The following is a 24,485-nucleotide window of genomic DNA, read 5'->3' as shown; positions in this document are numbered from 1 at the left end:
GAATCACAATTCCATTATACGGAAAACTAGCTGTAAGAGATGGCCGCCAGTTCGCTGATCCGGGAAGCGGCCAACCGGACGGCGGCGGCCAGGTCATCCTCCTCGTGCAGCCGGTAGCGTGCCGAAGGCATGGTCACGCCGATGCAGCCCAGCATTTCCTTTTCGGCCCCGAAGATCGGCGCGGCAATGCCGGCAATGTCATGACGCGGATCGAAATAGCGCGCCGTTCCTTCCTTGCGGATTCGCGCGAGGTCCGCTTCCAGTTCCGCCCGCGTTGGCCGGGGGCGCCCTGTCAGTGGGCCATCGCCGGCCTTGCGCAGCAGGATTTCCCCTTCCCCCGTCGGCAGGAACGCCAGAATGGCCCGTCCGAGCGAACCCCAAGGCAGGGCAACTTCGCCCCCCTTCTCCACCGCGAACCGCAGCAGGTGCGGCGTGGAGACCACATCCGCGATGATCCCGCAGCGCCCCGGCGGACTATAGGCGCACAGCACCGCCGTCTCCTGCCATTCGGCGACCAGCATGTCCAGGAACGGCCGCGCGCTGCGCGTCAGATCGAAGCGGGCAATGAGTTGCGAAGCCGTGCGGTAAAGCTCGCGCCCGGGGCGATAGCTCTGCCCGCTTCCCCGCTCCACGAAACCGCAATCGAGCAGCACCTTGAGCAGGCGATGGACCGTGCTTGGCGGCAGTTCCGCGCGCGCGGCGAGTTCGCCCAGACTAAACCGGTGCGGGCCGGCGGCGACGAGACGGATCAGGTAGGCGACGCGCTCGGCGGCACCGCGTGGCGGTTCAGTCATGGCATCCCTTGTCGTTGATCCATCGCCTGTATCTCCCGCTTATGCTGCACGCCGGTCACCCGGCAAGGCAAGAGCGCTGCGGACGGTGGTCAAGCAAGAGAGGATGCAAACCGTGGCGCGACGCGCGCTCAGACCAGCGCGTAGTAGCGGAACAGCGAGCGGTCGGGATCGGTTCGCCGTTCCCCGCCGCCGACGATGACCGTGCGCGAGAGCCAGTCGTGCGGCCCCTCGGGCACGCGGAAATAGGGCGTCAGCCGGAAGTACGACGGCTGCGGCTCACCCGGTAGCGGACGGACGAGATAGCCCTTGTTCTGGATGTAAATCGACGTCCCGTCATCGGCCTGAAGCAGATAGTGCGCGTTCAGCTCAATAGTGCCGTCGGCGCGTACGGTCGCGTAGTCGGCACCGCTGTGCGGCACCACCGTACCGGAGAGGCGCGGGCCGAAAATGCTACCGCCGATCGCCGGGGTATAGCCCTGGTTGCCACCGCCCGGGAGCGGACCGAAAATCACCCGGTCGGCACCGAACAGGACTTCGATGTCGAACACATGCTCAAGGCGGCAGTCGGCGGGGGACGGGGTCATCGGTTTTCCTCGGAACTGAAAGGCAACAACGGGTTGCAATCAAAGGCGCCACCACCCGGGAGGCGATCGCGGCAGGTCACAGCACAACGAAGTAGTGGATGCGGTTGGCCCCGGGGATCTTTTCCGCCACGCCCACGAAAACATGCTGCGACAGCCACGCGTGCGGCCCTTCGGGCGCATCGAACCGGGGCGTGACCCGCATGTAGTAGTCGTCGAAGCCCACCGGCTCGTTGCGGCGCATCCGGTCGGCGATCTCGTCACTGCGCGCCCAGCGGAAACCGCGGTTTTCAAGATAGATGATCGCGCCGTCATCCGCTTCCAGCAGGTATCGCGCGTCGAAGTCGATCACCCCGTTCGGGCGCGTCAGCGGAAAGTCCCCACCCGACATCGGCACCACGCGCCCGTTGAGGCGCGGCCCTTCGACCACACCGTCCTTGGCGTAGATTGCCGCGCGCGAATCCCCCCTCGCGGCGGGCGTGACCCAGCTCGGCCGCGACAATGTGATGGAGATCGTGAAGGCATGTTCGAGGCGCGGCAGGAAGGGATGCAGGTTCGTCATCCATCGAGCTAGACGCACAATAGTTGATTCGTCAACACAATAGCGATGGCGATTCTGCGCAGCATTTTGGCAACGGCAGGACCGATACCGCGTACGGCGCGGGCTTCAGACGGAAAAGATGGCGATCAGGATCGAACGAAGGTCGTTCCTGTCACCGCCGGCCGCAACGAAGCGTTCCGCCTGCCCCACGACCGCCAGCGCCGCGACGATGCGCGCTTCGCCCTGGGCGGCCGTCAGCCCAGGCCGGCCGTTCCGCAACGCCCGCACAAGAGAGGCCACGGCATCACCGCGCAGGCGCTCCAGCCGCGCCAGGTCTGCGGCCGACATATCGGCCACGGTCCCTTGCAGCAGGCTGACAATTGCGCCTTCTTCGATGGCGTGACGCGCCAGCACGCCGGCCATCGCCTCCACGCCAGCGCCGGGCGATGCCTCCAGCGAGGCCACGGCCTGAGTGACCGCCGTTTCCAGCAACGCCAGCAGCAGTTCGGTCTTGCCGCTGAAATAGCGATAGATGGCCGGTCCGCTGACGCCGGAGGCCGCCGCGATCGCATCGACACTGGCCCCGGCGAACCCATGGCGCCGAAACATTTCCGACGCGGCCGCAAGGATCACGCCACGGCGCTCCGCCGGCGCCATGCGCGTTCGCCGTGCCGCGCGAGCGGGTGGGGCAATGCCGTTTTCCATGCCTCCCCCCTAGCGCGGATGCCGCACGAATGCTAGTGAACGATCGTTCACTAATGAATCGGAGACGGATGATGACCTCGCGCCCGCTGGCCGACCCTGCCTGTTTTGACCCCGACCGCTTCTCCGCGCAGGGCTATCCGCACGATGTCTGGACCCGGATGCGGCGGGAACAGCCGATCGCCTGGCACGACGACGGCGAGCGCGAACCCTTCTGGGCGCTCACCCGCTATGCCGACATCACCGCCATCGGAAAGGACAGCGAAAGCTTCATCAGCGGGCCGGGCGTCACCATCCTGCGCAAGGATCAGATGGTGGAGGCGAGCGCGCCGCGCGTCCCGCTGATGCTGACAATGGACCCGCCCGAGCATCACAAGAACCGCATGATCCTGCGCGAACGCTTCAAGCCCAGCGTGATGCGCGCGCTGGAGGAGCATATCGTGGCACGTTGCCGGGAAATCGCCGATGACGTTGCCGCCGCACGGATCGCGGCGGTGGCGGCGGGAACCAGCGACGAAATCGATTTCGTCGACGCCATAGCCATGCGGCTGCCGCTGGACGTGATCCTGGAACTGCTCGGGGTGCCCACCGACGATCGCGACCAGATGTACGTCTGGAGCAACGCGGTCATCGGCGCCGAAGACCCCGAATATGGCAGCGTAGACCTTCCGCGCGAAGCGATCGTCGCTGCACAGCAGGCCATGTTCGGCTATTTCGCGCGGTTTATCGCGCAACGTCGCGCCGCCCCGCGCGAGGATCTGGTCAGCTTGCTGGTGGAAGCGCGGATCGATGGAACCCCACTGAGCGATCGCGAAATCCTGGGTTTTTGCTTCCTGCTGGCGATCGCAGGCAACGAAACCACGCGCAATGCCACCAGTGGGGCAATGCTGGCGCTGATCGAACATCCGCACGCCCGTGCCGCCTTGACCGCAGACCCATCGATGATGCCGCATGCGGTGGAGGAATTGCTGCGGTGGGTCACGCCCATCGTCTATATGGCGCGAACCGCGACGCGCGATGTGGAGATCGCGAACCAGACCGTGCGGGCCGGCGAAAAGGTGGTGCTGTTCTACCCATCGGCCAACCGGGACGAAGAAGTTTTCGAACACCCGTTCACGCTCGATCTTGTGCGCAAGCCCAACCGGCATCTCACATTCGGATTCGGCAGGCACAGTTGCCTGGGCAACGATCTGGCCCGGATCGAACTGGCCGCCGTGCTGGGAGAATTGCTGGCCCGCTTTCCTGACCTGCACCTGACCGGCCCGGTCGACCGGCTGCGTTCCAATTTCGTTGGCGGGATCAAGCACATGCCGGTGCGCCTGACGAGATAGGACTCGACAAGGTCTCATCTCTTATAAATACAATCATTATAATAATGGAGAAGTCGTCGCGGGCGGACACGATTCCTGCGCACGCGGGGCGGCGATTAGATCGTCGCCTATGACGCGCCTCCGCAACGGCACCGCAAAGGGAAAACCATGACCGACTGGACCACGCTTTACGCCACCCGGATGCAGCAGGTGGTCGCCTCGGACATCCGCGAGCGCATAAAACTGCTGGATGCCAAGCAGATCATTCATCTGGGGGGCGGCCTGCCCGATCCGGCGATTTTTCCCTACGACGCACTGGCAGCCGCGTCGCAGGCGATCTGGGCGGATCCGGTGCGGGCGCGCACGGCGCTGCAATACGCGCCGAGCGAGGGCCACGGACCGCTGCGCTCGTGGATCGCCGCGCACATGACGGCCCAGGGCACGCCATGCACCGTGGACAACGTGATGATCACCAACGGATCGCAGCAGGCCCTGGATTTCATCGCCCGCCTGTTGCTGTCGCCCGGCGACACGGCCATGGTCGAAATCCCCAGCTTCATCGGCGCGCTGCGGGCCTTCGACGCCTATGAGCCACGCTATGTCGGCTTGCCCGTGGACGCAGCGGAATGGGACGCGGCCCGCCTTGCGGGCGCCAAGTTCTGCTACGTCGGGCCGGATTTCCGCAACCCGACCGGCACCACGATGACCCGCGCGGAACGGGAAAAGCTGCTCGACCTGGCCGAAGACACCGGCATGGCGGTGGTCGAGGATGGCTGCTACGAGGCGCTGCGGTACGACGGGCAGGCCGTGCCATCCCTGCTGTCGCTGGCGGTCGAGCGGTATGGCGATATCGAACCGGTGCCGGTCCTGCACACCGGCACGTTCTCCAAGACGATTGCGCCCTCGCTGCGGATCGGCTGGATCGCCGGCCCGGCGGCAGTGATCCGCAAGCTGGTGCTGATCAAGCAGGCGGCCGATCTTGCCACCAGCGCGCTCAACCAGATGCTGCTGCTCGATGTCGTGCAAACCCATCTCGACAATGCCGTCGCGGCGGGCTGCGCCGCCTATCGCGAAAGGCGCGATTCCATGCTCGCCGCGCTGGAGGAGGCAATGCCGGCGGGCGTCACGTGGACGCGCCCCGAAGGCGGGCTGTACATCTGGGTCGAACTGCCGGAACACATGGACGCCACGCTATTTGCGCAGCGCGCGCTGGCCGAGCATTCGGTGTCGATCATCGGCGGCGCGGCATTCTTCCCGGCCGGCGCGGAGAAGCTGCCGGGCCGCACCAACAGCCTGCGCCTCAGCTTCTCGATGATCGGTGCCGAACCCGCGCGCGAAGGCGTGCGCCGGCTCGGCCTGCTGGCGCATGAAATGGTGGCCGAAATGGCGTGACCACGCCTCCTTCCCTCCCTTCGCAGGTTGAGGGGAGAATAGCGGACGCTAATCCACCGCTGCGATCACGACGATCTCCAGCGCGTAGGCAGGCGAGGCCAGGATGGCCTGCAGGGTTGTGCGCGTGGGCACGCAGCCGGGCACGATCCACCGGTCCCACGCCGCGTTGAGTTCGGGCAGCGTCGCCAGATCGGCCAGCAGAATCGTCGCTGTCAGCAGTCGGGACCGGTCGCTGCCGGTTTCGACGAGCAGGTCGTCGATCCGGCGCAGCACTTCGGCCACCTGGTCCACCACGGCGCCACCACGATGATCGATCGCCACCTGCCCCGACAGATAAGCGACCCCGCCGTGCACGACGGCGCCACTCATGCGGGGATTGACAGCGAAACGCTTGATATCCGCCATACTTCTGCTCCTAGAACGAATGGCGCATCGACGCGCCGAACATGCGCGGACCCGTCAGCGGGTTTGCGCGAGCGCCAGCGCGGCGATCCGGTCGAGCTGCTCGACCGCCAGCTCCGCCTGCGATGACGATGCGGTGCCGCGAAGGAGACGTCCCTTGATGCCGTGGATGATCGCCGCCAGCCGGAACAGGCTGAAGGCCAGGTAGAAATCCAGCCGATCGATGCCGTCCCGCCCGGTGCGGCGGCAATAGGCCTCGACATAGCGTTCCTCGTCGGGGATGCCGAGCGCCGGAAGGTCCAGCCCGGCCAGCCCCGTCGAAAATCCCGGCGGCATCCGGTAGATCATCAGATGATAGGCAAAGTCCGCCAGCGGATGCCCCAGGGTCGAAAGCTCCCAGTCCAGCACCGCGATCACGCGCGGCTCGCGCGGGTGGAACAGCATGTTGTCGCAGCGGAAATCGCCGTGAACGATGGTGCAGTCATCGCCGGCGGGAATGTTCGCAGGCAGCCATTCGATCAACGCATCCATCGCCGCAAGGCGCCCGGCTTCGGGATCTTCCAGATATTGCCGCGACCAGCGCCCCACCTGCCGTTCGAAGTAATTGCCCTGCCGCCCGAAATCCCCGAGCCCCGCCGCCACCGGATCGATCGCGTGGAGCCGGGCGATCGTGGCGTTCATCGCTTCGAACATGGCCGCCCGCTCGTCGCGCGGCACTTCCGGAAAGGCGGTGTCGCGGAAACTGCGGCCTTCCACCATCTCCATCACATAGAACGAGGTGCCGATAACCGCGTCATCGAGGCACAGGCCGAACGGCGCGGGCACCGGAAAGCCGGTGGCGTGAAGCGCCGAGATGACCCGGAATTCCCGGTCCACCGCGTGCGCGCCCTTGACCAGCACGCCGGGGGGCTTGCGCCGCAGCACATAGTCGCGGCCCGCCGTGCGCAGGCGATAGGTGGGGTTGGACTGGCCGCCATCGAACTGGCTCACCGAAAGTGGCCCGCGGAAATCGGGAACGTGGTCGTCCATCCACCGCGCCAGCGCGGCTTCGTCAAATCGATGATTCGGGCGAACTGGCGCCAGTTGGTCAGGCATCGGCCAGCACGCGCGAAAGTTCATAGCGCGATTGCTCCAGTCCCGTTTCCGGAACCATCTCACCCTCCCGATCAAGGATCTGGCCGAGCCCGGCCAGCACGCGCTCCGGCGCATCGTCGCCCGTGCCGGCGTGGATGCCGCGCGTCAGCGTAATGTGAGCCGCTTCGCAATGGCCCGCCCCGGCACACAGGACCACGCTCGTCGGCGCGGCATCGCAGACAAGCGCGAGCATGGCCGGCGAAACCCCGGCCGGATCGAGCGCGGCTAACTGCTCCTCGCTCATGATGTCGGCGGTCATCCGCGTGGCAGCGGTGGGAGCGAGCGCGTTAACGCGGATGTCATACTTGCGCCCCTCCTGCGCCAGGGTCTTCATCATGCCGACAAGGCCCAGCTTGGCCGCCCCGTACTGCGATTGGCCGAAGTTGCCATAGAGGCCCGACGAGGACGTGGTCATCATGATCCGGCCGAAATTCTGCGCTGTCATGATGCCCCACACCGCCTTGGTGCAGTTGGCGGCGCCCATCAGATGCACGTCGATCACGGTGCGGAAATCCGCGAGATCCTGCTTGGCGAAAGTCCGGTCACGCAGGATGCCGGCGTTGTTGACGAGAATATCGACCCGCCCCCAGGCCGCCACCGCCTGTTCGACCATGGCCTCAACCTGCGCATAGTCCGTCACGCTCGCGCCGTTCGCTATGGCCTCGCCACCCGCCGCGCGAATCTCGTCGACGACCTGTTCGGCCATCGTCGTGCTACCGCCGCTGCCGTCGCGCGCGCCGCCAAGATCGTTGACCAGCACCTTTGCGCCGCGCCGGGCCAGCAACAGTGCGTGCGCGCGCCCCAGCCCGCCGCCGGCCCCGGTCACGATGGCCACGCGGCCGGACAGATCGATCGACATTCCCGTTTCTCCCATGATTACAGGCAAGCCGCCGGTATCGCCGCGGGCAATGCGCTGCCGGCCAGCAGCGGCGCGATCCACACCTCGATTTTCGGCATCTCGCGTTCGAAAAAGTATTGGCAGGCCCAGACCTTGCCTGCACGGAACGGGGCATCCTCACCTGCCCCAGCACATAGCAGCGCGCGGTCCAGCCATTGCCAGCCGGCCACGCCGTGCCCGAATGCCCGCAGCAAGGCGGTAGCGTTGGATGCCAGCACGTCTGGCTCCGATGCCCGCAAGACCTCCGCCGCCATGCCGAGCCGGTCCCAGGCTTTGGCCAGCCTACGGCCCAGACCGGCCAGTTCCGGCTCCTGCGCTGCCTTGGCAACGGTCTGGTCGATACGCCCCCGCAACAGCGCAAGGGCAGCGGCGTCCTTTAGTTTCCGGCCGGCCAGATCCAGCCCCTGAATGCCGGTCGTGCCTTCGTGGATCGGGTTGAGCCGATTGTCGCGCCACAGCTGCTCGACATCGAAATCGCGCGCATAGCCGTATCCGCCATGCACCTGGATGGCGATGTCGTTGGCCGCCAGGCCATATTCCGACGCCCAGGTCTTGGCGATCGGCGTCAGCAATCCCAGCAGCACGGCCGCATCGGGATCGTGCGACTCTTCATCCACCAGCCGGGCGCAGTACAGCACCAGCGCCAGCGCACCTTCGGCATAGCATTTGCCCGCCAGCAGCATCGCGCGCACGTCGGGGTGGCCGACGATGGGCAGCGACTTGCCCGGCGCGGTTCCCGGCGGGCGCCCCTGCAAGCGCTCGCCCGCATACTGCACCGCATGGCGCCAGCCGCGATAGCCCAGCGCCGCCGCACCCAGCGCCACGCCGATCCGCGCCTCGTTCATCATCTTGAACATCTGGGGCAGGCCCTGGCCGGGCGCGCCCACGATCCAGCCGATCGCGCCCTCGCGTTCGCCGAAGTTCAGCAGGCAATTCGTGGTGCCGCGATAACCCATCTTGTGATTGAGCCCGGCCACCGCAATATCGTTGCGATCGCCCGAAGGCAGGATCTTCGGCACCACGAACAGCGACAGGCCCTTGGTACCCGCAGCCTGTTCTCCACAGTCATCCACCGTCCGCGCCAGCACCAGGTGGACGATGTTTTCCGAGAGGTCGTGATCCCCGCCCGAAATCCACATCTTGTTGCCGGAAAGCCTGTAGCGCGTGCCCAGCGCGTCCTGCCCGTCCGGCACCGCCCGGGTTGCGACGTCGGCCAAATTCGAACCGGCCTGCGGTTCGGACAGACACATCGTGCCGAACCACCGCCCCGCGATCTGCGGCAGGGCGAATGCCTCGATCTGCGCCTCGGTGCCGAACGCCAGCAGCAGGCGGGCATTGGCGGTCGTGAGCATGGGATAGGCGGCCGTGGCGACATTGGCGGCCAGAAACTGCGCGAAGGATGCGTTGGCGAGCAGGGCGGGCAGCCCCATCCCGCCCCGGTCGGGCGGTAAGCTGGCGGAAAACAGGCCCAGTTCGGCATATTCGCGCAAGGCCGCGCCGATTTCCGGCAGCGCCCTGACGCCGGAAGCGGTCAGTTCCGGTTCGCGGTTGTCGGACAGCTTGTAGTGGGGAAGGAAGCCGTTCGCGGCCAGCTTGGCCGAAAGGTCGAGGATCGCACCCGCGCTTTCCCGGTCGATCCCGCCATCATCGGATTCGGCGAGCACCCGGTCGAGGCCGAGCCACTCCCACAACAGGAAATCCAGTTCCTCCCGCGCAATCAGAATATCACTCATGCCGCTCCCAATCTGGTCTCACGTCCTAGGCCACAACGAAACAGGACGTCGAATATCGAAGGCGGATCGGAGGTATCGCAATCCGGCAATTGCCGTCACGCACCTATCAGCCGGAAATGGCCGGACTCAGGGAGATGACGATGGGACCGCTCGATCCGGAAATGCAGGCCATTCTCGACCGGCGCAACGCGCTGGGCCTTCCGGGATTCTCGGCCGGAACGCCCGACGATGCCCGCCGCGCCTTTGCCCAGTCGCAGGCTGCCCTGCCGCCCGCGCGGGGCGCGCAAAACGTGACAGTGCACGACGCCAGCGTGCCAGGGCCGCACGGAACGGTGCCGGTGCGGCACTATCGGCCGGAGCAAGGGAACGGCGGACGAATCCTGTACATGCATGGCGGAGGCTGGGTCTTCGGCACGCTGGACGGCTTCGATCCCGTGTGCCGCCAACTGGCGCACGAGAGCGGCGCCGAGGTGGTGAGCATCGATTACCGGCTGGCGCCCGAACACCCCTTTCCCCAGCCGCTTGACGATTGCTGGGCGGTGTTGGAAGCGCTGGGCGAAGGCATGCCGCTGGCGGTCATGGGCGATAGCGCGGGCGGCAATCTCGCCGCCGCCCTGGCGTTGCGCGCGCGCTACAGGGGTGGGCCGCCGATCGCTTTGCAAGTGTTGCTCTATCCGGTGCTGTCCGCCGATTTCACGCGCGATTCCTATACCGCGTTCGGCCAGGGCGATTACCTGATCTCCCGCGAAGACATGCGGTGGTTCTGGGACCAGCACGTGCCGCCGGAGATGCGCCACATGCCCGAAGCGGCGCCACTTGCCGCAAGCGACTTTGCCGGTTTGCCCGAGGCGATCATCGTTGTGGGCGGTTGCGATCCGCTGCACGACGAAGGCGCGTGCTACGCCGCCGCGCTGCGCGACGCGGGCGTAAAGGTCACCCTGCGCGATCATCCCGGCATGGCGCACGGCTTTTTCACGCTGGTGGACCTGCTCAGCGCCGCCAACGCCGAGGTACGGGAGCTTGGCGCGCTGATCGCCAGCAGGCTCGCCCTGCCCTGAACGGGGGTCAGCTTCCCGCCGGCCCCGCTTCGTCCGCCAGGCTTCGACGCACCAGATCGATAAAGCGTTCGATCACCCGCGATCCGTTCCCTTTCGCCCACAGCATGCTGATCGGCAAGGGCAGGTCGAGGTCCGTGATGGAGCGCAGCACGATGCCCGGCGGCGTGCGATCCGCCCGCGCGGCGGTGATGATGCCAAGGCCGATGCGGGCCGAAGCAAGCTCATAGGCGATATCGACCGCGGACACTTCCACTACGATATTCGGCGAAACGCCCCGCGCATCGAACGCCGCGATCATGCGATCGAACAGCCGTGGCGAAGTGTGCCTCGCCGGCCATAGCAGCGGCTCGGCCGCGATATCGCTGAGCGTGACGGCATCCAGCGACGCAAGCGGGTGATCGTCCGGCAAGGCAAGGACGAAGTGGTCCACGCCCACCGACAGGCGCTCGAACTGTTCCACGTCGCTCGCTTCGTCGATCACGAAGGCAACGTCGATCTCGTCGGCGAGCAGACGGTTGCGCTGCGCATCAGAGGTCAGCGGAAACGCGCGCAATTCTACTTCGGGGTACAGCGAACGGAATTCCCGCAGCACCACCGGCAGCACAGGACGGCGCAGCATGGCTTCCGAAAACGCCACGCGCACAAGACCTGAATCGCCCTCCGCGATGCGGCGCGTATTACGCCGGGCTTCCTCGATCTGCAGCAGGATACGCCGCACGTCCTGTGCCAGCACCTGCCCGGCGCGCGTTATCGCCACGCCGCGTGCCTGCCGCTCGAACAGCTCGATATTGCCCAGTTCGCGCTCAAGATCGGCGATGCGGCGCGACAGGGCCGATTGCGCGATGTTGAGTCGCTCGGCCGCGCGATGGAGATTCTGCTCCTCGGCAACGGCAAGAAAGAACGGGAAGTGCTTGGCGATACGTAACGTGCGCAGAGTGGCCACCTCGCGCGGCACGCTGGGGGGAAGCGACGTCGACATGGGCGCAGCTATGCCCGGTTCCGCCTGGCTTGAACAGGCATGGTTGCCCACGTCAGCCGAGCGCCACACGGACCACCGCCCTTGCGCTTGCGTTCCGCGCTTGCAGGATGATTTCGACATCCGCGTTGTTGGTGCCATCCAGATGGCGCGCCATGACCCTGCCCGCCAGCCGTTCCGGGGCAAAACCATCGTCCAGGCCATGGGCCGAAACCAGCGAGGCGCTTGGCGTACCCGACCAGCGCCGGACCATGTCGCACACGCGCTGTGCCAGTGGTCCGTCTCCGGCAAAAGCACCGTCGAAACTCACCGCCTCTCCCAGGCGGACATCTTCAAAGCGCAGCGGCATGGCTTGCATAGCCAGGCTCTCCTTTATGTGCTATCTTTTAAATGATAAAGGAATCGACTAGAGAGTCAAACACCAAGCGGCAACAGCCGCAAACCGAGGGAGAAATCGGACCCATGGCGACCATCGCCGAGACGCGGACATGCGCGGAAACACTCGCCACCCGCCGTTCGCCGCTGCCGGATGCGCTCGTCGCACCCGGGCCGAGCAGCAAGGAGATCGACAAGATCGTCGAAATCGCCCTTCGCGTCCCCGACCACGGCCGGCTCAGCCCCTGGCGGCTGATCCTGATCGCGGGCGAGGCCAAGCGCCTCTGGGTGGACCGCCTTCTGGAACTCGCCGATCAGCGGCCGGATGCGGGGAAGACGCGCGTCAGCACCCGCAAGCTCGTTTCAGCGCCGCTCGTGGTCGTGGTCGTCTCGGCGGCAATCCCGGGGCACAAGGTGCCGGAATGGGAGCAGGTGCTGTCGGCCGGCGCGGTCTGCATGAACGTCGTCAACGGCGCGCACGCGCTCGGATATGGCGCGCAATGGCTCACGGGCTGGCACGCCTATGACGAGCAGGCGACGGCCCTGCTTGGCCTGGAGGAAAACCAAAAGGTTGCAGGCGTCATCCTGGTGGGCAGCGTGGTGGAACCAGCCCCGGAGCGTCCCCGCGCATCCGCGGCCGACGTGACGCGGTGGCTCGAAGCGTAGCAGCCCCATGCGCGATCAGTACCGCAACGTGTCCGCCTTGACCGTTACCGAGGTATCGAAGCCGTGCCGTCGTTCGCCTCCGCCCGAGAAATGCTCGCGGATAGCGCGTTCGGCGGTCGTCGCGTCGCCTTCCTCGATCGCCCGGTAGATACGCTCGTGTTCGCTCAGCAACGACAGGCGCAGCGCCCGGTCGGCAAACGTGCCATGGACCGACCGGTCCACCGCCAGGGTTTCGACTTGCGCGGTCCAGAGCTTTTCGAGCGCGCCGACGACCAGACTCATCGTCTCGTTGCCGCAGTTGTTGACCAGCTCGGAATGGAACGCGCGCGCAAGGCCGATGAAGGCGGCCGGATCGTCGATCGCGGCGGCGCTGGCGTCGATATTCGCCCGAAGCCGGGGCAGCACGCTCGTCGCCCGATCGGGCCTGAGCGCCGCTTCGGCCGCGCAGGCGGGCTCCAGCAGTCGCATGCCGTTCAGCAGATCGAGCAGGGAAACCGATCGCGACTGCAACACCAAGCCGAGCATGTAGGCCGCCGTACCGGGGTGGGGCACATGCACAATGGCGCCCCCCACATTGCCGCGGATCACCGTAACCAGCCCTTCGGTTTCGAGAATGCGAAATGCCTCGCGAATGCAGGGGGGGCTGACGCCGAATTCGGCCAGCAGCTCCTCCTGCTTGGGGAGCATGTCACCATCCGCCAGCGCGCCGGAGAGAATGCGCGACCGCAAGCTCGATGCCACGATTTCTGCGACGCGAGGCTGACGCAAGCGGCGCTTCTCCGTCTTCAAGCTCAACCTAGGTACCCCCGTTAGGCCAATCGGAAAGGCCCTGCATTACGCTTGTGCTAAATCTTTGCAAGTCCAGCCGGTCTCCCCCCTATTTCAAGGCCCCGCATTTCAAGGAGAGAATGATGAAAGCCGATGCGTCCCGCCTCCAGACCTTCACGATCAGCATAACGCCGTTCACCGAAGATGGCGCGATCGATGAAGCGGCGCTTCGCCGGCACCTGCGCAAGCTGGGCGATGCGGGCGTTGGCGTCTATGTCGGCGGCGGCGGCAGCGGCGAGGGCTATACCTTGTCGCCGGAAGAAACGGGACGCCTGCTGACCATCGCGGTCGAGGAACTGAAGGGCAAGGCTCCGGTCCGCGCCATGGGGGTGGAGCCACGCACTGCCCGCCAGATGATCGCCTTTCTGGACATGGCACAGGGTGCCGGCGTCGATGCCGCGCAGGTCTATTCGCTGGACGTGGGGCACGGCCATGTCCCCACCCCGCGCGAGCTCGACGCCTATTTCAGTGAAGTGCTGGCCAACACATCGGTTCCCGCTGTCCTGTCCACGCACCAGTCGGTGGGTTACGTGATCCCCGCGCCGGTCATTATCGACCTGTTCGCCAAGTATCCGCACCTGATCGGCCTGAACGTTAGCCACCAGGATCCCGGCTACCTCCGCGCGCTGGTCGATGCGCTGGGCGATCGGATCGACATCTGCGTGGGAGGCCCGCACCAGGCGCCGCTGGTGCTCGCGCTCGGCGGCCAGGGCTACCTGTCCTCGGAAGGCAATATTGCGCCGCACCTGTGCGCCAGCGTGATCGCGGCGGCGCAAGCGGGCGACAATGCGGCGTTCCTCGAACGCTGGGGCAAGCTGATGCGGTTGTTCATGGCGCTCTATGGCAACGGCGGGATTCGCGTGACCAAGGCCCTGCTCAACCACTTCGGCCTTGCCGGAGGCTATCCGCGCGCACCGCGCCTGCCGGTCGAACCGGATGCCTTTGCCAAGGCGCTGGCGGTCGTGGAGGAGGTCGGCCTTGCCGAGATCGAGGGCTGGTAATCGGGCTGGCCCGCTTGCGCGGCGGCGCTATTCCCCGCGCAGGTCGGCCAGGCTTGCTTCAAAACGCCGTGCCGCCCGGTCCACGTAGCCGGGATGGGTCAAGATCTTCGCCCGCCGCGCCCTTGCCCCGTCGAAGGCGATCACGGCGGCGGCTTCGGGCGTGATGGAATCCGCCGGCGGCGCACGGTCGGGGTCCACGGCATCGAAGATGGGCGTGGCGACCGCGCCGGGCATGAGCAGGGAAACGCCGACGCCGGTGCCCTGCAATTCGGCGTCCAGCGCCTCGGTCACCGGCCACAGCGCGTGCTTTGTCGCGCAATAGGCGGCAAGGTCCGGCGCGACGACCATCGATCCGGTCGATCCGGTCACGACGACCTGGCCCCCGTGCCCATGCGCCACCATGGCCGGCACGAAGGCCTGCAACGTGCCGATGGCCCCCAGCACGTTAATGTCGAACAGCAGCCGCCAGTCGGCGGCCGGCATATACAGCACGCCGCCCCCGCGCAACACGCCGGCGTTGACGAACAGCAGCGCAGTGGGGGGCAGGAGTTCCACGCACTCCGCCGCGAACGAAGCCAGTTCATCCGCTTTCGTGACATCCACCACGCGCAGGCAATGCGCGATGCCGGCCGCATCGAGGTCCGCCTCCAGGCGCACAAGGCCGTGGGCATCGCGGTCGCATGCGGCCACGGCCATGCCCTGCCTTGCCGCATGCCGCGCCAGCGCCGCGCCGATGCCCGATGCGGCCCCGGTCACGACGGCGGTGCGGCCCGATGTGGCTATCGTCACCGGAAGTGCGGGATCACATGGGTGCCGATCTTGCGCAGCGTTTCCAGCTGCGCCCATTGCGGCACGGTGCCCATGTTGGTCATGAACAGGATCTCGTCGGCGCCGGCAGCCGCGAGTTGCTCCACGTAGTTGATGCAATCGGCCACGCTGCCATAGGCGTTCCTGGCATTCAGGATGCCGCCGCTCGGACGGCGTCCGCCTTCGTCCGGGCGCAAGTCCATGGTCAGCGTCTCGGAGGCGAGCTTGGTGGTGATGATCGTGTCGGTGCCTTCCTCGACAAGCTGGTCGCCCCAGGTTTCGGGTTCCGGCTTCGGGCCGCCGCCGTACCAGTAGTTGAGCGATTCATAGAAATAGCGCTGGCCACGAATGCCGATCCGGCGTGCCTCCTCCGCATCGTCCAGCACGATGGTGGGGCACAGCGCCGCAAGGTGCTGGATGGGACGGTAACCCACCTGGTCCTCGGGCAGACGCGTCGCCCAGGCATCGCGATAAACCTTGTTCTTGGTCGCCACCTCTTCCGGTCCGCCGAACCCCAGCACCAGCGCGCCCATGCCGCGCTGGCCGGCGCGCGCCAGCGTATCCATGTTGGTGCACGCCAGGTACATCGGAGGGTGCGGTTCCTGAAACGGCTTGGGATGGATCGGGCGCGGCGGAATACTGATATGCGGGCCGTTGTGTTCGACCTCGTCTTCCACGAACATGCGCGGAATCAGGTACATAGCCTCGTCGATCAGTGGCTGCAGCGCCTTGAGGTCATAACCGTAAGCGCCCGCTTCCTGCTGGCTTCCGCCCTTGCCGACCCCGAAATGCACGCGGCCCTTTGAGAGGATATCCAGCGTCGCGACCCGTTCGGCGACCTTGATCGGATGATTCATGGCAGGCATGAGACACACCACCCCGTGCCCGATGCCGATGCGCGACGTCCGCCCGGCGATATAGGCCAGGAACGTCTCCGGCGCGCTCATGTGGGCATAGTGCGTAAGCGAGGTATGCTCCACGCTCCATACCACGTCGAAGCCCAGCTGTTCCGCCAACAAGGCCTGTTCGACCAGTTCGTCGAACACCTGCTTCTCGCCGCGTGGCGAAGCATCGACGATCTGAGCTTCAAAAATCAGCGAGAATCGCATTGTTGTTTCTCTCAGGCTCCCAGTTCCGTTTCCGTAACTCGGCGTGAGGCACCCGCCTTTCAAATGCCGTTTGGCGGCGCGAGAGTTAGCGTGCGGGCATCGCTGCGCCCGAACCTTGCCGGTTTGCGATCGCAGCCGCGACGGGTCGATGCCGCCCGTCGATGCCGCACAGCGACGGCCTTGATGATCCAATGGCAATAGAGCGCCGCATCCCGCCCGGATAACGCCGTCCCCGACAGGCCACGATGAAAGCGGCCAGATCTGCGGAGAAGGAACCCCATGCGCGAAGCCCTTGTCGTCTCCACCGCCCGGACTCCGATCGGGAAGGCCTATCGCGGCGCCTACAACAACGCCGAGGCCCCGTTGCTGTCGGGCCATGCCGTGGCCGAAGCGGTGCGGCGGGCGGGGCTCGATCCGGCGCGCGTGGAAGACGTGATCATGGGCTGCGCCGCGCAGCAGGGGACGCAGGGCTACAACATCGGCCGGCTGACGGCGGCGGCGGCGGACCTGCCCGACAGCGCCGCCGGCATGTCGCTGGATCGCCAGTGCGCGTCGGGGCTGATGGCGATCGCCACCGCCGCGAAGCAGATCATGCACGACGGCATGGATGTGGTGGTGGGCGGCGGTGTCGAATCGATCAGCCTGACGCAGAACGCGCACAAAAACGGCTATCGCGCGCAGTCCGAAGCGGTTCTGGCGCACAGCCCGCACATGTACATGGCGATGATCGAAACCGCAGAAGTCGTCTCGGAACGCTATGGCATCAGCCGCGAGGCGCAAGACGCCTATGCCTTGCAAAGCCAGCAGCGGACCGCGGCCGCCTACGCCGCCGGACGCTACGACGCGGAGCTGGCGCCGCTGGCCACGCGCATGATCGTGACCGACAAGACCACCGGCGAGCAGAGCGAACGCACCGTCACGCTCGACCGCGACGAAGGTCCCCGCGCCGAAACCACGCTTGACGGCCTCTCCAGCTTAAAACCGGTCTGGACCGGCGGCGAACTGAAGGGGCCTGGCCAGTTCATCACTGCTGGCAACGCCAGCCAGCTGTCCGATGGTGCCGCCGCGTGCGTGCTGGTCGAAGCGGGGGTTGCCGCGCGCGAGGGGCTGACGCCGCTGGGCGCGTATCGCGGCATGGCCGTGGCGGGCTGCCCGCCCGAGGAAATGGGCATCGGACCGATCCATGCGGTGCCCAGGCTGCTGGCGCAACATGGCCTGACGATCGACGATATCGGCCTGTGGGAACTGAACGAAGCGTTCGCCGCGCAAGTGCTGCCATGCCGTGACAGGCTCGGCATTCCCGACGACCGCCTCAACGTCGATGGCGGCGCAATTTCCATCGGGCACCCGTTCGGCATGTCGGGCGCGCGCATGGTCGGGCACGCGCTGATCGAGGGAAAGCGGCGAGGTGTGCGCTATGTCGTGATCACGATGTGCGTCGGCGGCGGCATGGGCGCCGCCGGACTGTTCGAGGTGCTGTGATGACCGCGCTGGCTCCGATAGCGCTGCGCCATCGCTTCCTGGCGACGCCCGAGGAAATCATCAACGAAGCACGCAACGGCCGGATGTTCATTCTGGTCGATGACGAGGATCGCGAGAACGAAGGCGATCTCGTCATCCCCGCGCAAATGGCGACGCCCGACGCGATCAATTTCATGGCGCGGTACGGGCGCGGCCTCGTGTGCCTGGCGATGACGCGGGACCGGTCGGAACAGCTTGGCCTGGAGCCGATGAGCCGCCGCAACGGATCGCCGTTCGAAACCGCTTTCACGGTCTCGATCGAAGCGCGCGACGGCGTGACCACAGGCATTTCGGCAGCGGACCGCGCCCGCACCATCGCGGTGGCGATCGACGCGGCCCGGACACGCGCGGACATCGTCACGCCGGGGCATGTCTTTCCACTGGTGGCGCGCGATGGCGGCGTGCTGGTGCGCGCCGGGCATACGGAAGCGGCAGTCGATGTCGCCCGGCTGGCGGGCCTCAACCCATCGGGCGTCATCTGCGAGATTCTCAACGAGGACGGGACGATGGCCCGGCTCGACGACCTTATTCCCTATGCGCAGGACCACGGTCTCAAGATCGGGACGATCCGCGATCTCATCGCCTATCGCCGTCGGCACGACCATCTGGTCGAACGCCGCGCGGAAATGCCGTTCCGCAGCAAGCATTCGGGCGACTGGCGGATCATGTCCTATCGCAACACCGTGACCGGCGCGGAAATCGTCGCGCTGGTCAAGGGCACCGTCGATCAGGATAGCCCGGTGCTGACGCGGATGCATGTCCATTCGCCGCTTGCGGATCTGCTGGCAGAGGACGACCCCCGCTCGGGCCTTCTGGAACGCGCGATGGAACGGATCGCGCAGGAAGGCAGCGGCGTGGTCATCGTGCTCAGTTCGCCCGCGCCCGATCTGGTTGGCTGCATCATCCGCGCACGCGAAGCGGGGCGCGAGGAAAGCGCTGGCCGGCATGTCGCCGTGCGGGAATACGGGATCGGCGCGCAAGTACTCACCGATCTCGGCATCCACCGCATCGTGCTGCTCAGCAACAGCGAGACCAGCTTCATCGGGCTGGATGGCTACGGGATCGAAATCGTCGACCAACGGCCTCTGACCGACGACATCTAACATTGCAATGTTAGCTATAATATGGCCTTATCAGATTTCAAAGACAGGAGAGGCGCATGACCGATATTCTGATCAAGGGGGGAACCGTCGTCGATGGCACTGGCGCACCAGCCTATGCTGCTGACGTTCGCGTGAAGGATGGCTTCATCGCGGAGATCGCGCCCGGACTGGCGGATGCTGCCGGCGAACGTGTGGTCGATGCGAAGGATTGCATTGTATCCCCCGGGTTCATCGAGCCGCATACCCACATGGACGCGGTGATGTGGTGGCAGCCCGATCTCGATCCGCTGCCCGGCTATGGCGTGTCCACCGTGGTCATCGGCAACTGCGGCTTTACCGCCGCGCCCGTCCACGCCGATCCCGAAATTCGGATGGAAATGGTCAAGATCTTCTCGTTCTTCGAGGAAGTCGCCGAAAAGCCGTTCCTGGACATCCTGCCCTGGGACTGGAGCACCTGGTCCGAATACCGCGCCTCGATGCAGGCGAAGTGCAAGGTTTCCACGAACATCGCCGGCTATGCCGGGCACATCGCCATCCGCCTTGCCGTGATGGGCATGGACGCTTGGGATCGCGCGGCGACTCCCGACGAAATCCGCAAGATGTGCGCGCTGCTGGAAGATGCCATCGATGCCGGTGCGCTGGGCATGTCGTCCAACCTGATGGACCATGACAGCAAGGATCGTCCGGTGCCGAGCCTTGTCGCCGACGATGCCGAATGGACCGCGCTGATCGGCGTGCTCGCCAGCCGCCCGGGCAGCCAGTTGCAGGTCATTCTGGATACCTTCTTCAAGCTGAAGGCGCCCGAACAGATGGAGCGGCTCGGCAACCTGTGCCGGGGGCTGGGCGTGCGCGTGCAGATGGCGGGCGCAGCCGGCCTGCTGCATTTCCAGGATTCGATCCGCGACCGGATGTGGGAGATTTCCGAGCAACAACGCCAGGAAGGGCTCGATTTCTGGCCGAGCTTTGCCCACGTTCCGCCCACCACGGCGCTCAACTTCTTCAGCAGTTCCTCGTTCGCGCAGGCCAACGAATACGTGTGGCACGAGATCGTTCAGGCCCCGACAACCGAGGAAAAGATCGCGCTGCTCCAGGACGAGAACTTCCGCGCCCGCGCCCGTGACAGCTGGGACAACAAGGCCTTCCGCCAGTCGCTCGTGGCGAATCCGCACATGATGTTGCTGATGGATTCAGAAACCGGCGCCGGCCCGCTTGGGCTGAGTCTGAAGGACCTGGCCGAACAGACGGGCAAGCACCCGTCCGACGCGCTGGCCGACTGGGTGCTGGCGAACGGGGTCGGGTCGATCGTCAACCGCGTGCCGCACGCCATGCACTTCGACAAGACGGTCGATCTCATCCGGATGAGCCAGACCGTGGCCAACATTTCCGACGCCGGCGCCCACGGGCAAATGCTGTGCGGCGGCGGCGAGAACATCCTGCTCATCACGCGCTTCTTCCGCGACAAGGAACTGACGCTGGAAGAGGCGATCCATGCGCAGACGGGCAAGCAGGCAGAACATTTCAATTTCAGCGACCGCGGCGTGCTCAAGCCCGGCTATCGGGCCGACATCGCGGTGTTCCACCTCGACGAGATCGAGGCCCGCCCCCTGCGGCGCGTGTTCGACGTGCCGGACGGCAAGGGCGGCTTTACCTGGCGGTTCACCCGCGATGCCGCACCGATGCGCCTCACGCTCGTCAACGGCGTGCCGACATTCGAGAACGGCGCGTTTACCGGGGAACTTCCCGGCGAGTTCGTCGGCCCCGCCATCCAGAAAATCGCGGTCGCGGCAGCATGACCGTCGCGCCCCGCATCAGGAGGTCGAGAGGATGAACGAAGAAGAACTGCCCTATCTCCAGCGCGGGCGGCAGAAGGTGGAGACAACGAGCAGTGTGCTGATCAGCTCGTCGAAGTATCTCAACGACCCCCGCATCCGCGAATGGGTCACCACGCAGTGCCTCAAGCGCAATGGCCGCGACTACCCCGTCACGTATGGCATCCCCTCGCTGATAGAGGCGGTGCGCGAGGTGCAGGACCACGGCCGCATCGAGGACCTGTTCAACGAAGCCCGGCGAACCTGGCCGGAATTCGACAAGTGGCTCGACGATCGCTGGCTGGCGCGGCTGACGCGCGAGGACATGAAATCGTGCCCGGAAGGCTCGGTCGGCGGCATCTGGTACCAATGGCTGGTCGGCGCGGGCATGGAAGTGGACATCATCCCCACGTTCGAGCCGCGATCGGGCTTCGAGTACTTCTTCCTGCGCGGCGTACAGACGCATGACATCATGCACATCCTCTCGGGCGGCGGGTTCGACGGGATCGGCGAGATCATGCCGGCGTTCCTCAAATACGGGAACCTGTTCCGCCACTTCGGGCCAGAACTGGCCGGGCTGCTCAACGTGCAGAACACGTTGCTGACGATCCCGATGTTCATGCGCGGGCCGCTGCACTATCCCGAACTGACGCTGCGGATGTTCGACCTGGCGCACTATGCGATGAAGGTGGGCGAGCAATCCGACGCCCTGTTCCTGCCGCGCTACGAGGAATGGCTGGACCTGCCGCTGGAAGAAGCGCGCCGCAAGTTCGGCGTGCGCGGTGCGCGCACGATCGATACCTCGCGCGAATCCGCCTACTGGAGCGAGCAGGTGCCGACCTTCGAGCCCGAGCCGGAGCCCCAGGCGGAAGCGGCGGAATAGAGCAATCCCGAGTGTATTGGGGAAGCGGCGGGGAGCGATCCCCGCCTTTTTTTGCGCACAAAAAAGGCGGGCGCGCCCTGCACGCGCCCGCCCCAATGCGCTGGTCACACAGCCGGGTGGAACTGCTTGTACCAGTCGCGATACTTGAGGATCGGCCCGTCCACCGCGCTCAGCAGCGGCTGTTCGACATAGGCCTTGAACGGCCAGATCTTGCCGTCGCTCCACTGCTCCTTGAGGCCGTGCTCGGCCGCCAGCGCCGTGAACGCCGCGATTTGCTCTTCCGTCATCGGGCAATCGTCGTCACGCAGGAAGAACTGGTGGACATAGTAATGGCTGAGATTGGCATCCACCGGTGTCACCGAGACATAGTACACTGTGACAATGCCCGGTGCGTGCGGCGTGCGGCTCTCCACGCGCGAAAGACCGCCGCCGATCACTTCGGAATCAACCGTCGAACCGACGTCCACGCCTTCCACCGGTCCGTCGTATCCCGCGGGGAGGATGCGCACCGGGCTGAAGAAGCGGACGCCGTCGGCGCGGATCGCGCCGTTGCTGACCGCGCGGCCGGTGGAATGGACGCCGGGGAAATGCGCGAAATCGACGCCGTTCTCGAACACGTCCTGCGGGTGTGCCGATCCGAAATCGTCGTGCAGCTTGCGAAAGCCCGCATCGGGAATGCGGCGGCTTTCGTCGAACGCGGGCAGTTCCCACGCAGGCTCGCGGTCTTCGAGGTCGTGCCAGATGAAAATCATGCCGCCGCGCTCCAGCGTCGGCCACTTGCGCACTTTCGCGCGCGGGGGTACCGTGCGGGAGAACGGCACGCTAACGCACTTGCCACCGGTATCGTAGCGCCACTGGTGGAACGGGCAGACCAGCGTCTCGCCCTCCACCCAGCTTTCATAGCCGAGATGCGCGCCCAGATGCGGGCAATGCGCATCGGTCACCGCCACCTCGCCGCCCTGCGTGCGAAACAAGACCAGATCCTTGCCGAAATAGCGCAGGGGCCGGACGTCTCCCGGCTCCAGATCCTCCGCGAAACCCACGCTGAACCACCCTGTCGGATAGGGATGAAACGGATAGCGCGTGCCGAAACGACTGGGTGCATTCATCGTAACCTCCCCACGTTTTGCGTTCAGATAATCGATGCGCCGCCATCGACGGGCAACACCTGCCCGGTGATGTGTGCCCCGGCGTCGGACGCCAGCAGCAGTGTCGCGCCCTTGAGGTCGTCGTCGCAGCCGAGCCGGCCGCTGGGCGTATCGTGGCGCAATTCCTCGCCATGCTTGTCGAGCACGTAGCCGGTCAGCTTGGACGGGAAGTAGCCCGGCGCCAGCGCGTTGACGGTCACGCCGCGCCCGCCCCATTCCGCCGCCAGCGCGCGCGTGAAGTTGATCAGGCCGCCCTTGCTGGCGTTGTAGGCAATCGTGCCAATCATGCGCGGATGGTGCCCAAGCAACCCTTCGACCGAGGCGATGTTGACGATCCGCCCCCAGCCCGCCGGCAGCATGAATTCGCGCGCGACGGCCTGCGCCAGCAGGAATGGACCGGTGAGATTGACCGCCAGCAGCTTGTTCCATGCATCGAGGGGCATCTCCTCGGTCTTCGATCCCCACGAGGTTCCGGCGTTGTTGACGAGGATGTCGATCCGTCCACCATCCGCCTTGACCGCATCGACGATCTGCTGCGCCGCTTCGGGCTTGCCGACGTCGGCGGCGATCGCGCTGGCCGCGATGCCAAGGGCGGAGAGGTGCGCTACGGCCTTGTCCAGTTCGGCCTGTTTGCGCGCGGTAACGATCACCCGCGCGCCGAACTCGCCGAGCGCCTCGGCCATCGTGAGTCCGAGCCCGCGCGAACCGCCGGTGACAAGCGCGGTGCGGCCCGTGAGATCGAACAGGGTCTTGAGCGGTGTCGACATGGTATCCTTCGGTTTTCAGCCAGCAGTGTAGCCACCATCGACAAACAGCGTCTGTCCGGTGACGAAGCCCGATGCGGGCGAGGCAAGGAAGATCAGCGCGCCCATCAGGTCCTCGACCTCTCCCAGGCGGCCAAGCGGGGTGCGATCGACCACGCGGGCATAGAGTTCGGGCTGGGTGCGCACGAGTTCGCGGTTGAGATCGGTGACGATCACCGTCGCCCCCAGCGTGTTGACAGTGACGCCCCGGCCGCCGAACTCGAACGCACAGGCCGCGCCGAAATTGGCGAGCCCGGCCTTGGATGCGCAGTAGGCGCCACGGTTGGCCATGCCCCGACCCGACAGGATCGATCCCATGTTGATGATCCGGCCGAAGCCGCGCGCCAGCATAGCCGGCGCGAAGGCGCGCACGGCATGAAACGCACCGGCGATGTTGACTTCCTGCACGCGCAAGAAATCCTCGGGCGAGACGTCCAGCACCGCTTGCGGGTTGGTGATGCCCGCGTTGTTGAACAGCACGTCCACACGGCCGAGCGCGGCTTCGGCTTCGGCCGCGGCATCGACCATCGCCCGCGCGTCGGCGACGTCCGCCTCGATCACGATCGCCCGGCGACCAGCCGCCTCCACGGCGGCAGCCGATTCTTCCAGCCTCGCACGGTTGCGGGCCACCAGCACCACGTCCGCGCCGCATTCGGCCAGCGCCAGCGCACCGGCCGATCCCAGCCCGCCACCGCCGCCGGTGACGACCGCAACCCGCCCTTCCAGCGAAAAGCGCGCGAAGCCGCTCACACCGCCTCGCCGAACGATTGCAGCTCGATCAGCGCCGCCACCCGCGCGCGCAAATAGGCGTACTGCCCCTTGAGCAATGCGTCCTCGCTCTGGGCCAGCCGGTCGGCCAGCGCCAACATTTGCGCCAGCAGCGCGCCGTCCTCGTCCCGGTCGGCCATCGCG

The 24,485-nt window shown here is 66.1% G+C and carries 26 protein-coding genes; 9 read left to right on the top strand and 17 right to left on the bottom strand.

What is annotated here, in order from left to right; all coding sequences use genetic code 11:
- Positions 1-26: 26 nt before the first annotated feature.
- From FA702_RS21220 to FA702_RS21205, 4 genes are all read right to left on the bottom strand, one after another.
- On the bottom strand, positions 27-794 hold the full coding sequence (locus tag FA702_RS21220) for an IclR family transcriptional regulator (protein WP_136958047.1): 768 nt from the start codon (positions 792-794) through the stop codon (positions 27-29).
- A gap of 128 nt (positions 795-922) precedes the next feature.
- Positions 923-1,378: a DUF3237 domain-containing protein gene (locus FA702_RS21215; protein ID WP_136958046.1), complete on the bottom strand. Its 456-nt coding sequence runs from the start codon at positions 1,376-1,378 to the stop codon at positions 923-925.
- 76 nt (positions 1,379-1,454) lie between these two features.
- Positions 1,455-1,937 (bottom strand): DUF3237 family protein, encoded by a 483-nt coding sequence (locus FA702_RS21210; RefSeq protein WP_136958045.1) that lies wholly within the window; start codon positions 1,935-1,937, stop codon positions 1,455-1,457.
- Between the two features lie 105 nt (positions 1,938-2,042).
- Positions 2,043-2,621, bottom strand: a complete 579-nt coding sequence (locus FA702_RS21205) for a TetR/AcrR family transcriptional regulator (RefSeq protein ID WP_125953619.1) — start codon at positions 2,619-2,621, stop codon at positions 2,043-2,045.
- 68 nt (positions 2,622-2,689) lie between these two features.
- Here FA702_RS21205 and FA702_RS21200 point away from each other — a divergent pair, with 68 nt between their 5' ends.
- Together FA702_RS21200 and FA702_RS21195 are read left to right on the top strand one after the other, a co-directional pair.
- A complete protein-coding gene (locus tag FA702_RS21200) occupies positions 2,690-3,949 on the top strand; it encodes a cytochrome P450 (protein WP_168196187.1) in 1,260 nt (419 codons plus the stop codon).
- A 147-nt stretch (positions 3,950-4,096) separates the two neighbouring features.
- Entirely contained in the window at positions 4,097-5,320 is a 1,224-nt protein-coding gene (locus tag FA702_RS21195; protein WP_136958043.1) for a PLP-dependent aminotransferase family protein, read from the top strand.
- 48 nt (positions 5,321-5,368) lie between these two features.
- Here FA702_RS21195 and FA702_RS21190 read toward each other — a convergent pair whose 3' ends face one another.
- Genes FA702_RS21190 through FA702_RS21175 form a run of 4 tightly spaced genes read right to left on the bottom strand, consistent with a single transcriptional unit; the run spans position 5,369 to position 9,487 of the window.
- Positions 5,369-5,725 carry a RidA family protein gene (locus FA702_RS21190; RefSeq protein WP_136958042.1) on the bottom strand — a complete coding sequence of 119 codons (357 nt, stop codon included), beginning with the start codon at positions 5,723-5,725 and terminating at the stop codon, positions 5,369-5,371.
- Positions 5,726-5,779: 54 nt separating this feature from the next.
- Positions 5,780-6,751, bottom strand: coding sequence for a phosphotransferase family protein (locus FA702_RS21185; protein ID WP_370385534.1), 972 nt, complete (start codon positions 6,749-6,751; stop codon positions 5,780-5,782).
- A 58-nt stretch (positions 6,752-6,809) separates the two neighbouring features.
- A complete protein-coding gene (locus tag FA702_RS21180; RefSeq protein ID WP_136958040.1) occupies positions 6,810-7,715 on the bottom strand; it encodes an SDR family NAD(P)-dependent oxidoreductase in 906 nt (301 codons plus the stop codon).
- 17 nt (positions 7,716-7,732) lie between these two features.
- Complete coding sequence (locus FA702_RS21175) at positions 7,733-9,487, bottom strand: acyl-CoA dehydrogenase (RefSeq protein WP_136958039.1); 1,755 nt, start codon at positions 9,485-9,487, stop codon at positions 7,733-7,735.
- A 116-nt stretch (positions 9,488-9,603) separates the two neighbouring features.
- Here FA702_RS21175 and FA702_RS21170 point away from each other — a divergent pair, with 116 nt between their 5' ends.
- Complete coding sequence (locus FA702_RS21170; protein WP_136958038.1) at positions 9,604-10,545, top strand: alpha/beta hydrolase; 942 nt, start codon at positions 9,604-9,606, stop codon at positions 10,543-10,545.
- A 7-nt stretch (positions 10,546-10,552) separates the two neighbouring features.
- Here FA702_RS21170 and FA702_RS21165 read toward each other — a convergent pair whose 3' ends face one another.
- Positions 10,553-11,524, bottom strand: a complete 972-nt coding sequence (locus tag FA702_RS21165; RefSeq protein WP_168196186.1) for a LysR family transcriptional regulator — start codon at positions 11,522-11,524, stop codon at positions 10,553-10,555.
- A 52-nt stretch (positions 11,525-11,576) separates the two neighbouring features.
- Positions 11,577-11,879, bottom strand: coding sequence for a hypothetical protein (locus FA702_RS22940; RefSeq protein ID WP_168196185.1), 303 nt, complete (start codon positions 11,877-11,879; stop codon positions 11,577-11,579).
- Positions 11,880-11,983: 104 nt separating this feature from the next.
- On the opposite strand from FA702_RS22940, the gene FA702_RS21160 reads away from it, so the two are divergent.
- Positions 11,984-12,562, top strand: a complete 579-nt coding sequence (locus FA702_RS21160; protein ID WP_136958036.1) for a nitroreductase family protein — start codon at positions 11,984-11,986, stop codon at positions 12,560-12,562.
- Positions 12,563-12,577: 15 nt separating this feature from the next.
- On the opposite strand, the gene FA702_RS21155 is transcribed toward FA702_RS21160, so the two are convergent.
- Positions 12,578-13,330, bottom strand: a complete 753-nt coding sequence (locus tag FA702_RS21155) for a FadR/GntR family transcriptional regulator (protein ID WP_136958035.1) — start codon at positions 13,328-13,330, stop codon at positions 12,578-12,580.
- Positions 13,331-13,470: 140 nt separating this feature from the next.
- On the opposite strand from FA702_RS21155, the gene FA702_RS21150 reads away from it, so the two are divergent.
- Entirely contained in the window at positions 13,471-14,391 is a 921-nt protein-coding gene (locus tag FA702_RS21150; RefSeq protein WP_136958034.1) for a dihydrodipicolinate synthase family protein, read from the top strand.
- A 27-nt stretch (positions 14,392-14,418) separates the two neighbouring features.
- Here the strand turns inward: FA702_RS21150 and FA702_RS21145 are convergent, their stop codons facing one another.
- Both FA702_RS21145 and FA702_RS21140 read right to left on the bottom strand, forming a co-directional pair.
- Positions 14,419-15,180, bottom strand: coding sequence for an SDR family oxidoreductase (locus tag FA702_RS21145; protein ID WP_168196184.1), 762 nt, complete (start codon positions 15,178-15,180; stop codon positions 14,419-14,421).
- On the bottom strand, positions 15,177-16,307 hold the full coding sequence (locus tag FA702_RS21140) for an LLM class flavin-dependent oxidoreductase (protein ID WP_125953632.1): 1,131 nt from the start codon (positions 16,305-16,307) through the stop codon (positions 15,177-15,179). Before FA702_RS21140 ends, FA702_RS21145 begins: the two co-directional genes overlap by 4 nt.
- Before the next feature lie 279 nt (positions 16,308-16,586).
- Between FA702_RS21140 and FA702_RS21135 the strand changes: the two genes are divergently transcribed.
- Genes FA702_RS21135 through FA702_RS21120 form a run of 4 tightly spaced genes read left to right on the top strand, consistent with a single transcriptional unit; the run spans position 16,587 to position 21,622 of the window.
- Positions 16,587-17,789, top strand: a complete 1,203-nt coding sequence (locus FA702_RS21135) for an acetyl-CoA C-acyltransferase (RefSeq protein WP_136958032.1) — start codon at positions 16,587-16,589, stop codon at positions 17,787-17,789.
- Positions 17,789-18,931: a 3,4-dihydroxy-2-butanone-4-phosphate synthase gene (gene ribB / locus FA702_RS21130; protein WP_136958031.1), complete on the top strand. Its 1,143-nt coding sequence runs from the start codon at positions 17,789-17,791 to the stop codon at positions 18,929-18,931. Before FA702_RS21135 ends, ribB begins: the two co-directional genes overlap by 1 nt.
- 56 nt (positions 18,932-18,987) lie before the next feature.
- Positions 18,988-20,724 (top strand): amidohydrolase family protein, encoded by a 1,737-nt coding sequence (locus tag FA702_RS21125; RefSeq protein ID WP_136958030.1) that lies wholly within the window; start codon positions 18,988-18,990, stop codon positions 20,722-20,724.
- Positions 20,725-20,755: 31 nt separating this feature from the next.
- Entirely contained in the window at positions 20,756-21,622 is an 867-nt protein-coding gene (locus FA702_RS21120) for a Coq4 family protein (protein WP_136958029.1), read from the top strand.
- A 104-nt stretch (positions 21,623-21,726) separates the two neighbouring features.
- On the opposite strand, the gene FA702_RS21115 is transcribed toward FA702_RS21120, so the two are convergent.
- Genes FA702_RS21115 through FA702_RS22935 form a run of 4 tightly spaced genes read right to left on the bottom strand, consistent with a single transcriptional unit; the run spans position 21,727 to position 24,481 of the window.
- Positions 21,727-22,731, bottom strand: coding sequence for a Rieske 2Fe-2S domain-containing protein (locus FA702_RS21115; RefSeq protein ID WP_136958028.1), 1,005 nt, complete (start codon positions 22,729-22,731; stop codon positions 21,727-21,729).
- Positions 22,732-22,754: 23 nt separating this feature from the next.
- Complete coding sequence (locus FA702_RS21110; RefSeq protein WP_136958027.1) at positions 22,755-23,537, bottom strand: SDR family oxidoreductase; 783 nt, start codon at positions 23,535-23,537, stop codon at positions 22,755-22,757.
- Positions 23,538-23,552: 15 nt separating this feature from the next.
- Positions 23,553-24,323, bottom strand: coding sequence for an SDR family NAD(P)-dependent oxidoreductase (locus FA702_RS21105; protein ID WP_168196183.1), 771 nt, complete (start codon positions 24,321-24,323; stop codon positions 23,553-23,555).
- On the bottom strand, positions 24,320-24,481 hold the full coding sequence (locus tag FA702_RS22935) for a hypothetical protein (protein WP_168196182.1): 162 nt from the start codon (positions 24,479-24,481) through the stop codon (positions 24,320-24,322). The genes FA702_RS21105 and FA702_RS22935 overlap by 4 nt, the downstream gene beginning before the upstream one ends.
- Between the last annotated feature and the right edge of the window lie 4 nt (positions 24,482-24,485).

This window comes from Novosphingobium sp. EMRT-2 (assembly GCF_005145025.1).
Lineage (GTDB): Bacteria > Pseudomonadota > Alphaproteobacteria > Sphingomonadales > Sphingomonadaceae > Novosphingobium.
Note: the sequence above shows the minus strand (reverse complement) of the source record. Positions and strands in the feature narration are given on the sequence as shown.

Coding starts and splice junctions, on each gene's coding strand:
- FA702_RS21220 (WP_136958047.1), bottom strand. CDS start 794: ATGACTGAACCGCCACGCGGTGCCGCCGAGCGCGTCGCCTACCTGATC.
- FA702_RS21215 (WP_136958046.1), bottom strand. CDS start 1,378: ATGACCCCGTCCCCCGCCGACTGCCGCCTTGAGCATGTGTTCGACATC.
- FA702_RS21210 (WP_136958045.1), bottom strand. CDS start 1,937: ATGACGAACCTGCATCCCTTCCTGCCGCGCCTCGAACATGCCTTCACG.
- FA702_RS21205 (WP_125953619.1), bottom strand. CDS start 2,621: ATGGAAAACGGCATTGCCCCACCCGCTCGCGCGGCACGGCGAACGCGC.
- FA702_RS21200 (WP_168196187.1), top strand. CDS start 2,690: ATGATGACCTCGCGCCCGCTGGCCGACCCTGCCTGTTTTGACCCCGAC.
- FA702_RS21195 (WP_136958043.1), top strand. CDS start 4,097: ATGACCGACTGGACCACGCTTTACGCCACCCGGATGCAGCAGGTGGTC.
- FA702_RS21190 (WP_136958042.1), bottom strand. CDS start 5,725: ATGGCGGATATCAAGCGTTTCGCTGTCAATCCCCGCATGAGTGGCGCC.
- FA702_RS21185 (WP_370385534.1), bottom strand. CDS start 6,751: ATGGACGACCACGTTCCCGATTTCCGCGGGCCACTTTCGGTGAGCCAG.
- FA702_RS21180 (WP_136958040.1), bottom strand. CDS start 7,715: ATGTCGATCGATCTGTCCGGCCGCGTGGCCATCGTGACCGGGGCCGGC.
- FA702_RS21175 (WP_136958039.1), bottom strand. CDS start 9,487: ATGAGTGATATTCTGATTGCGCGGGAGGAACTGGATTTCCTGTTGTGG.
- FA702_RS21170 (WP_136958038.1), top strand. CDS start 9,604: ATGGCCGGACTCAGGGAGATGACGATGGGACCGCTCGATCCGGAAATG.
- FA702_RS21165 (WP_168196186.1), bottom strand. CDS start 11,524: ATGTCGACGTCGCTTCCCCCCAGCGTGCCGCGCGAGGTGGCCACTCTG.
- FA702_RS22940 (WP_168196185.1), bottom strand. CDS start 11,879: ATGCAAGCCATGCCGCTGCGCTTTGAAGATGTCCGCCTGGGAGAGGCG.
- FA702_RS21160 (WP_136958036.1), top strand. CDS start 11,984: ATGGCGACCATCGCCGAGACGCGGACATGCGCGGAAACACTCGCCACC.
- FA702_RS21150 (WP_136958034.1), top strand. CDS start 13,471: ATGATGAAAGCCGATGCGTCCCGCCTCCAGACCTTCACGATCAGCATA.
- FA702_RS21140 (WP_125953632.1), bottom strand. CDS start 16,307: ATGCGATTCTCGCTGATTTTTGAAGCTCAGATCGTCGATGCTTCGCCA.
- FA702_RS21135 (WP_136958032.1), top strand. CDS start 16,587: ATGCGCGAAGCCCTTGTCGTCTCCACCGCCCGGACTCCGATCGGGAAG.
- ribB (WP_136958031.1), top strand. CDS start 17,789: ATGACCGCGCTGGCTCCGATAGCGCTGCGCCATCGCTTCCTGGCGACG.
- FA702_RS21125 (WP_136958030.1), top strand. CDS start 18,988: ATGACCGATATTCTGATCAAGGGGGGAACCGTCGTCGATGGCACTGGC.
- FA702_RS21120 (WP_136958029.1), top strand. CDS start 20,756: ATGAACGAAGAAGAACTGCCCTATCTCCAGCGCGGGCGGCAGAAGGTG.
- FA702_RS21115 (WP_136958028.1), bottom strand. CDS start 22,731: ATGAATGCACCCAGTCGTTTCGGCACGCGCTATCCGTTTCATCCCTAT.
- FA702_RS21110 (WP_136958027.1), bottom strand. CDS start 23,537: ATGTCGACACCGCTCAAGACCCTGTTCGATCTCACGGGCCGCACCGCG.
- FA702_RS22935 (WP_168196182.1), bottom strand. CDS start 24,481: ATGGCCGACCGGGACGAGGACGGCGCGCTGCTGGCGCAAATGTTGGCG.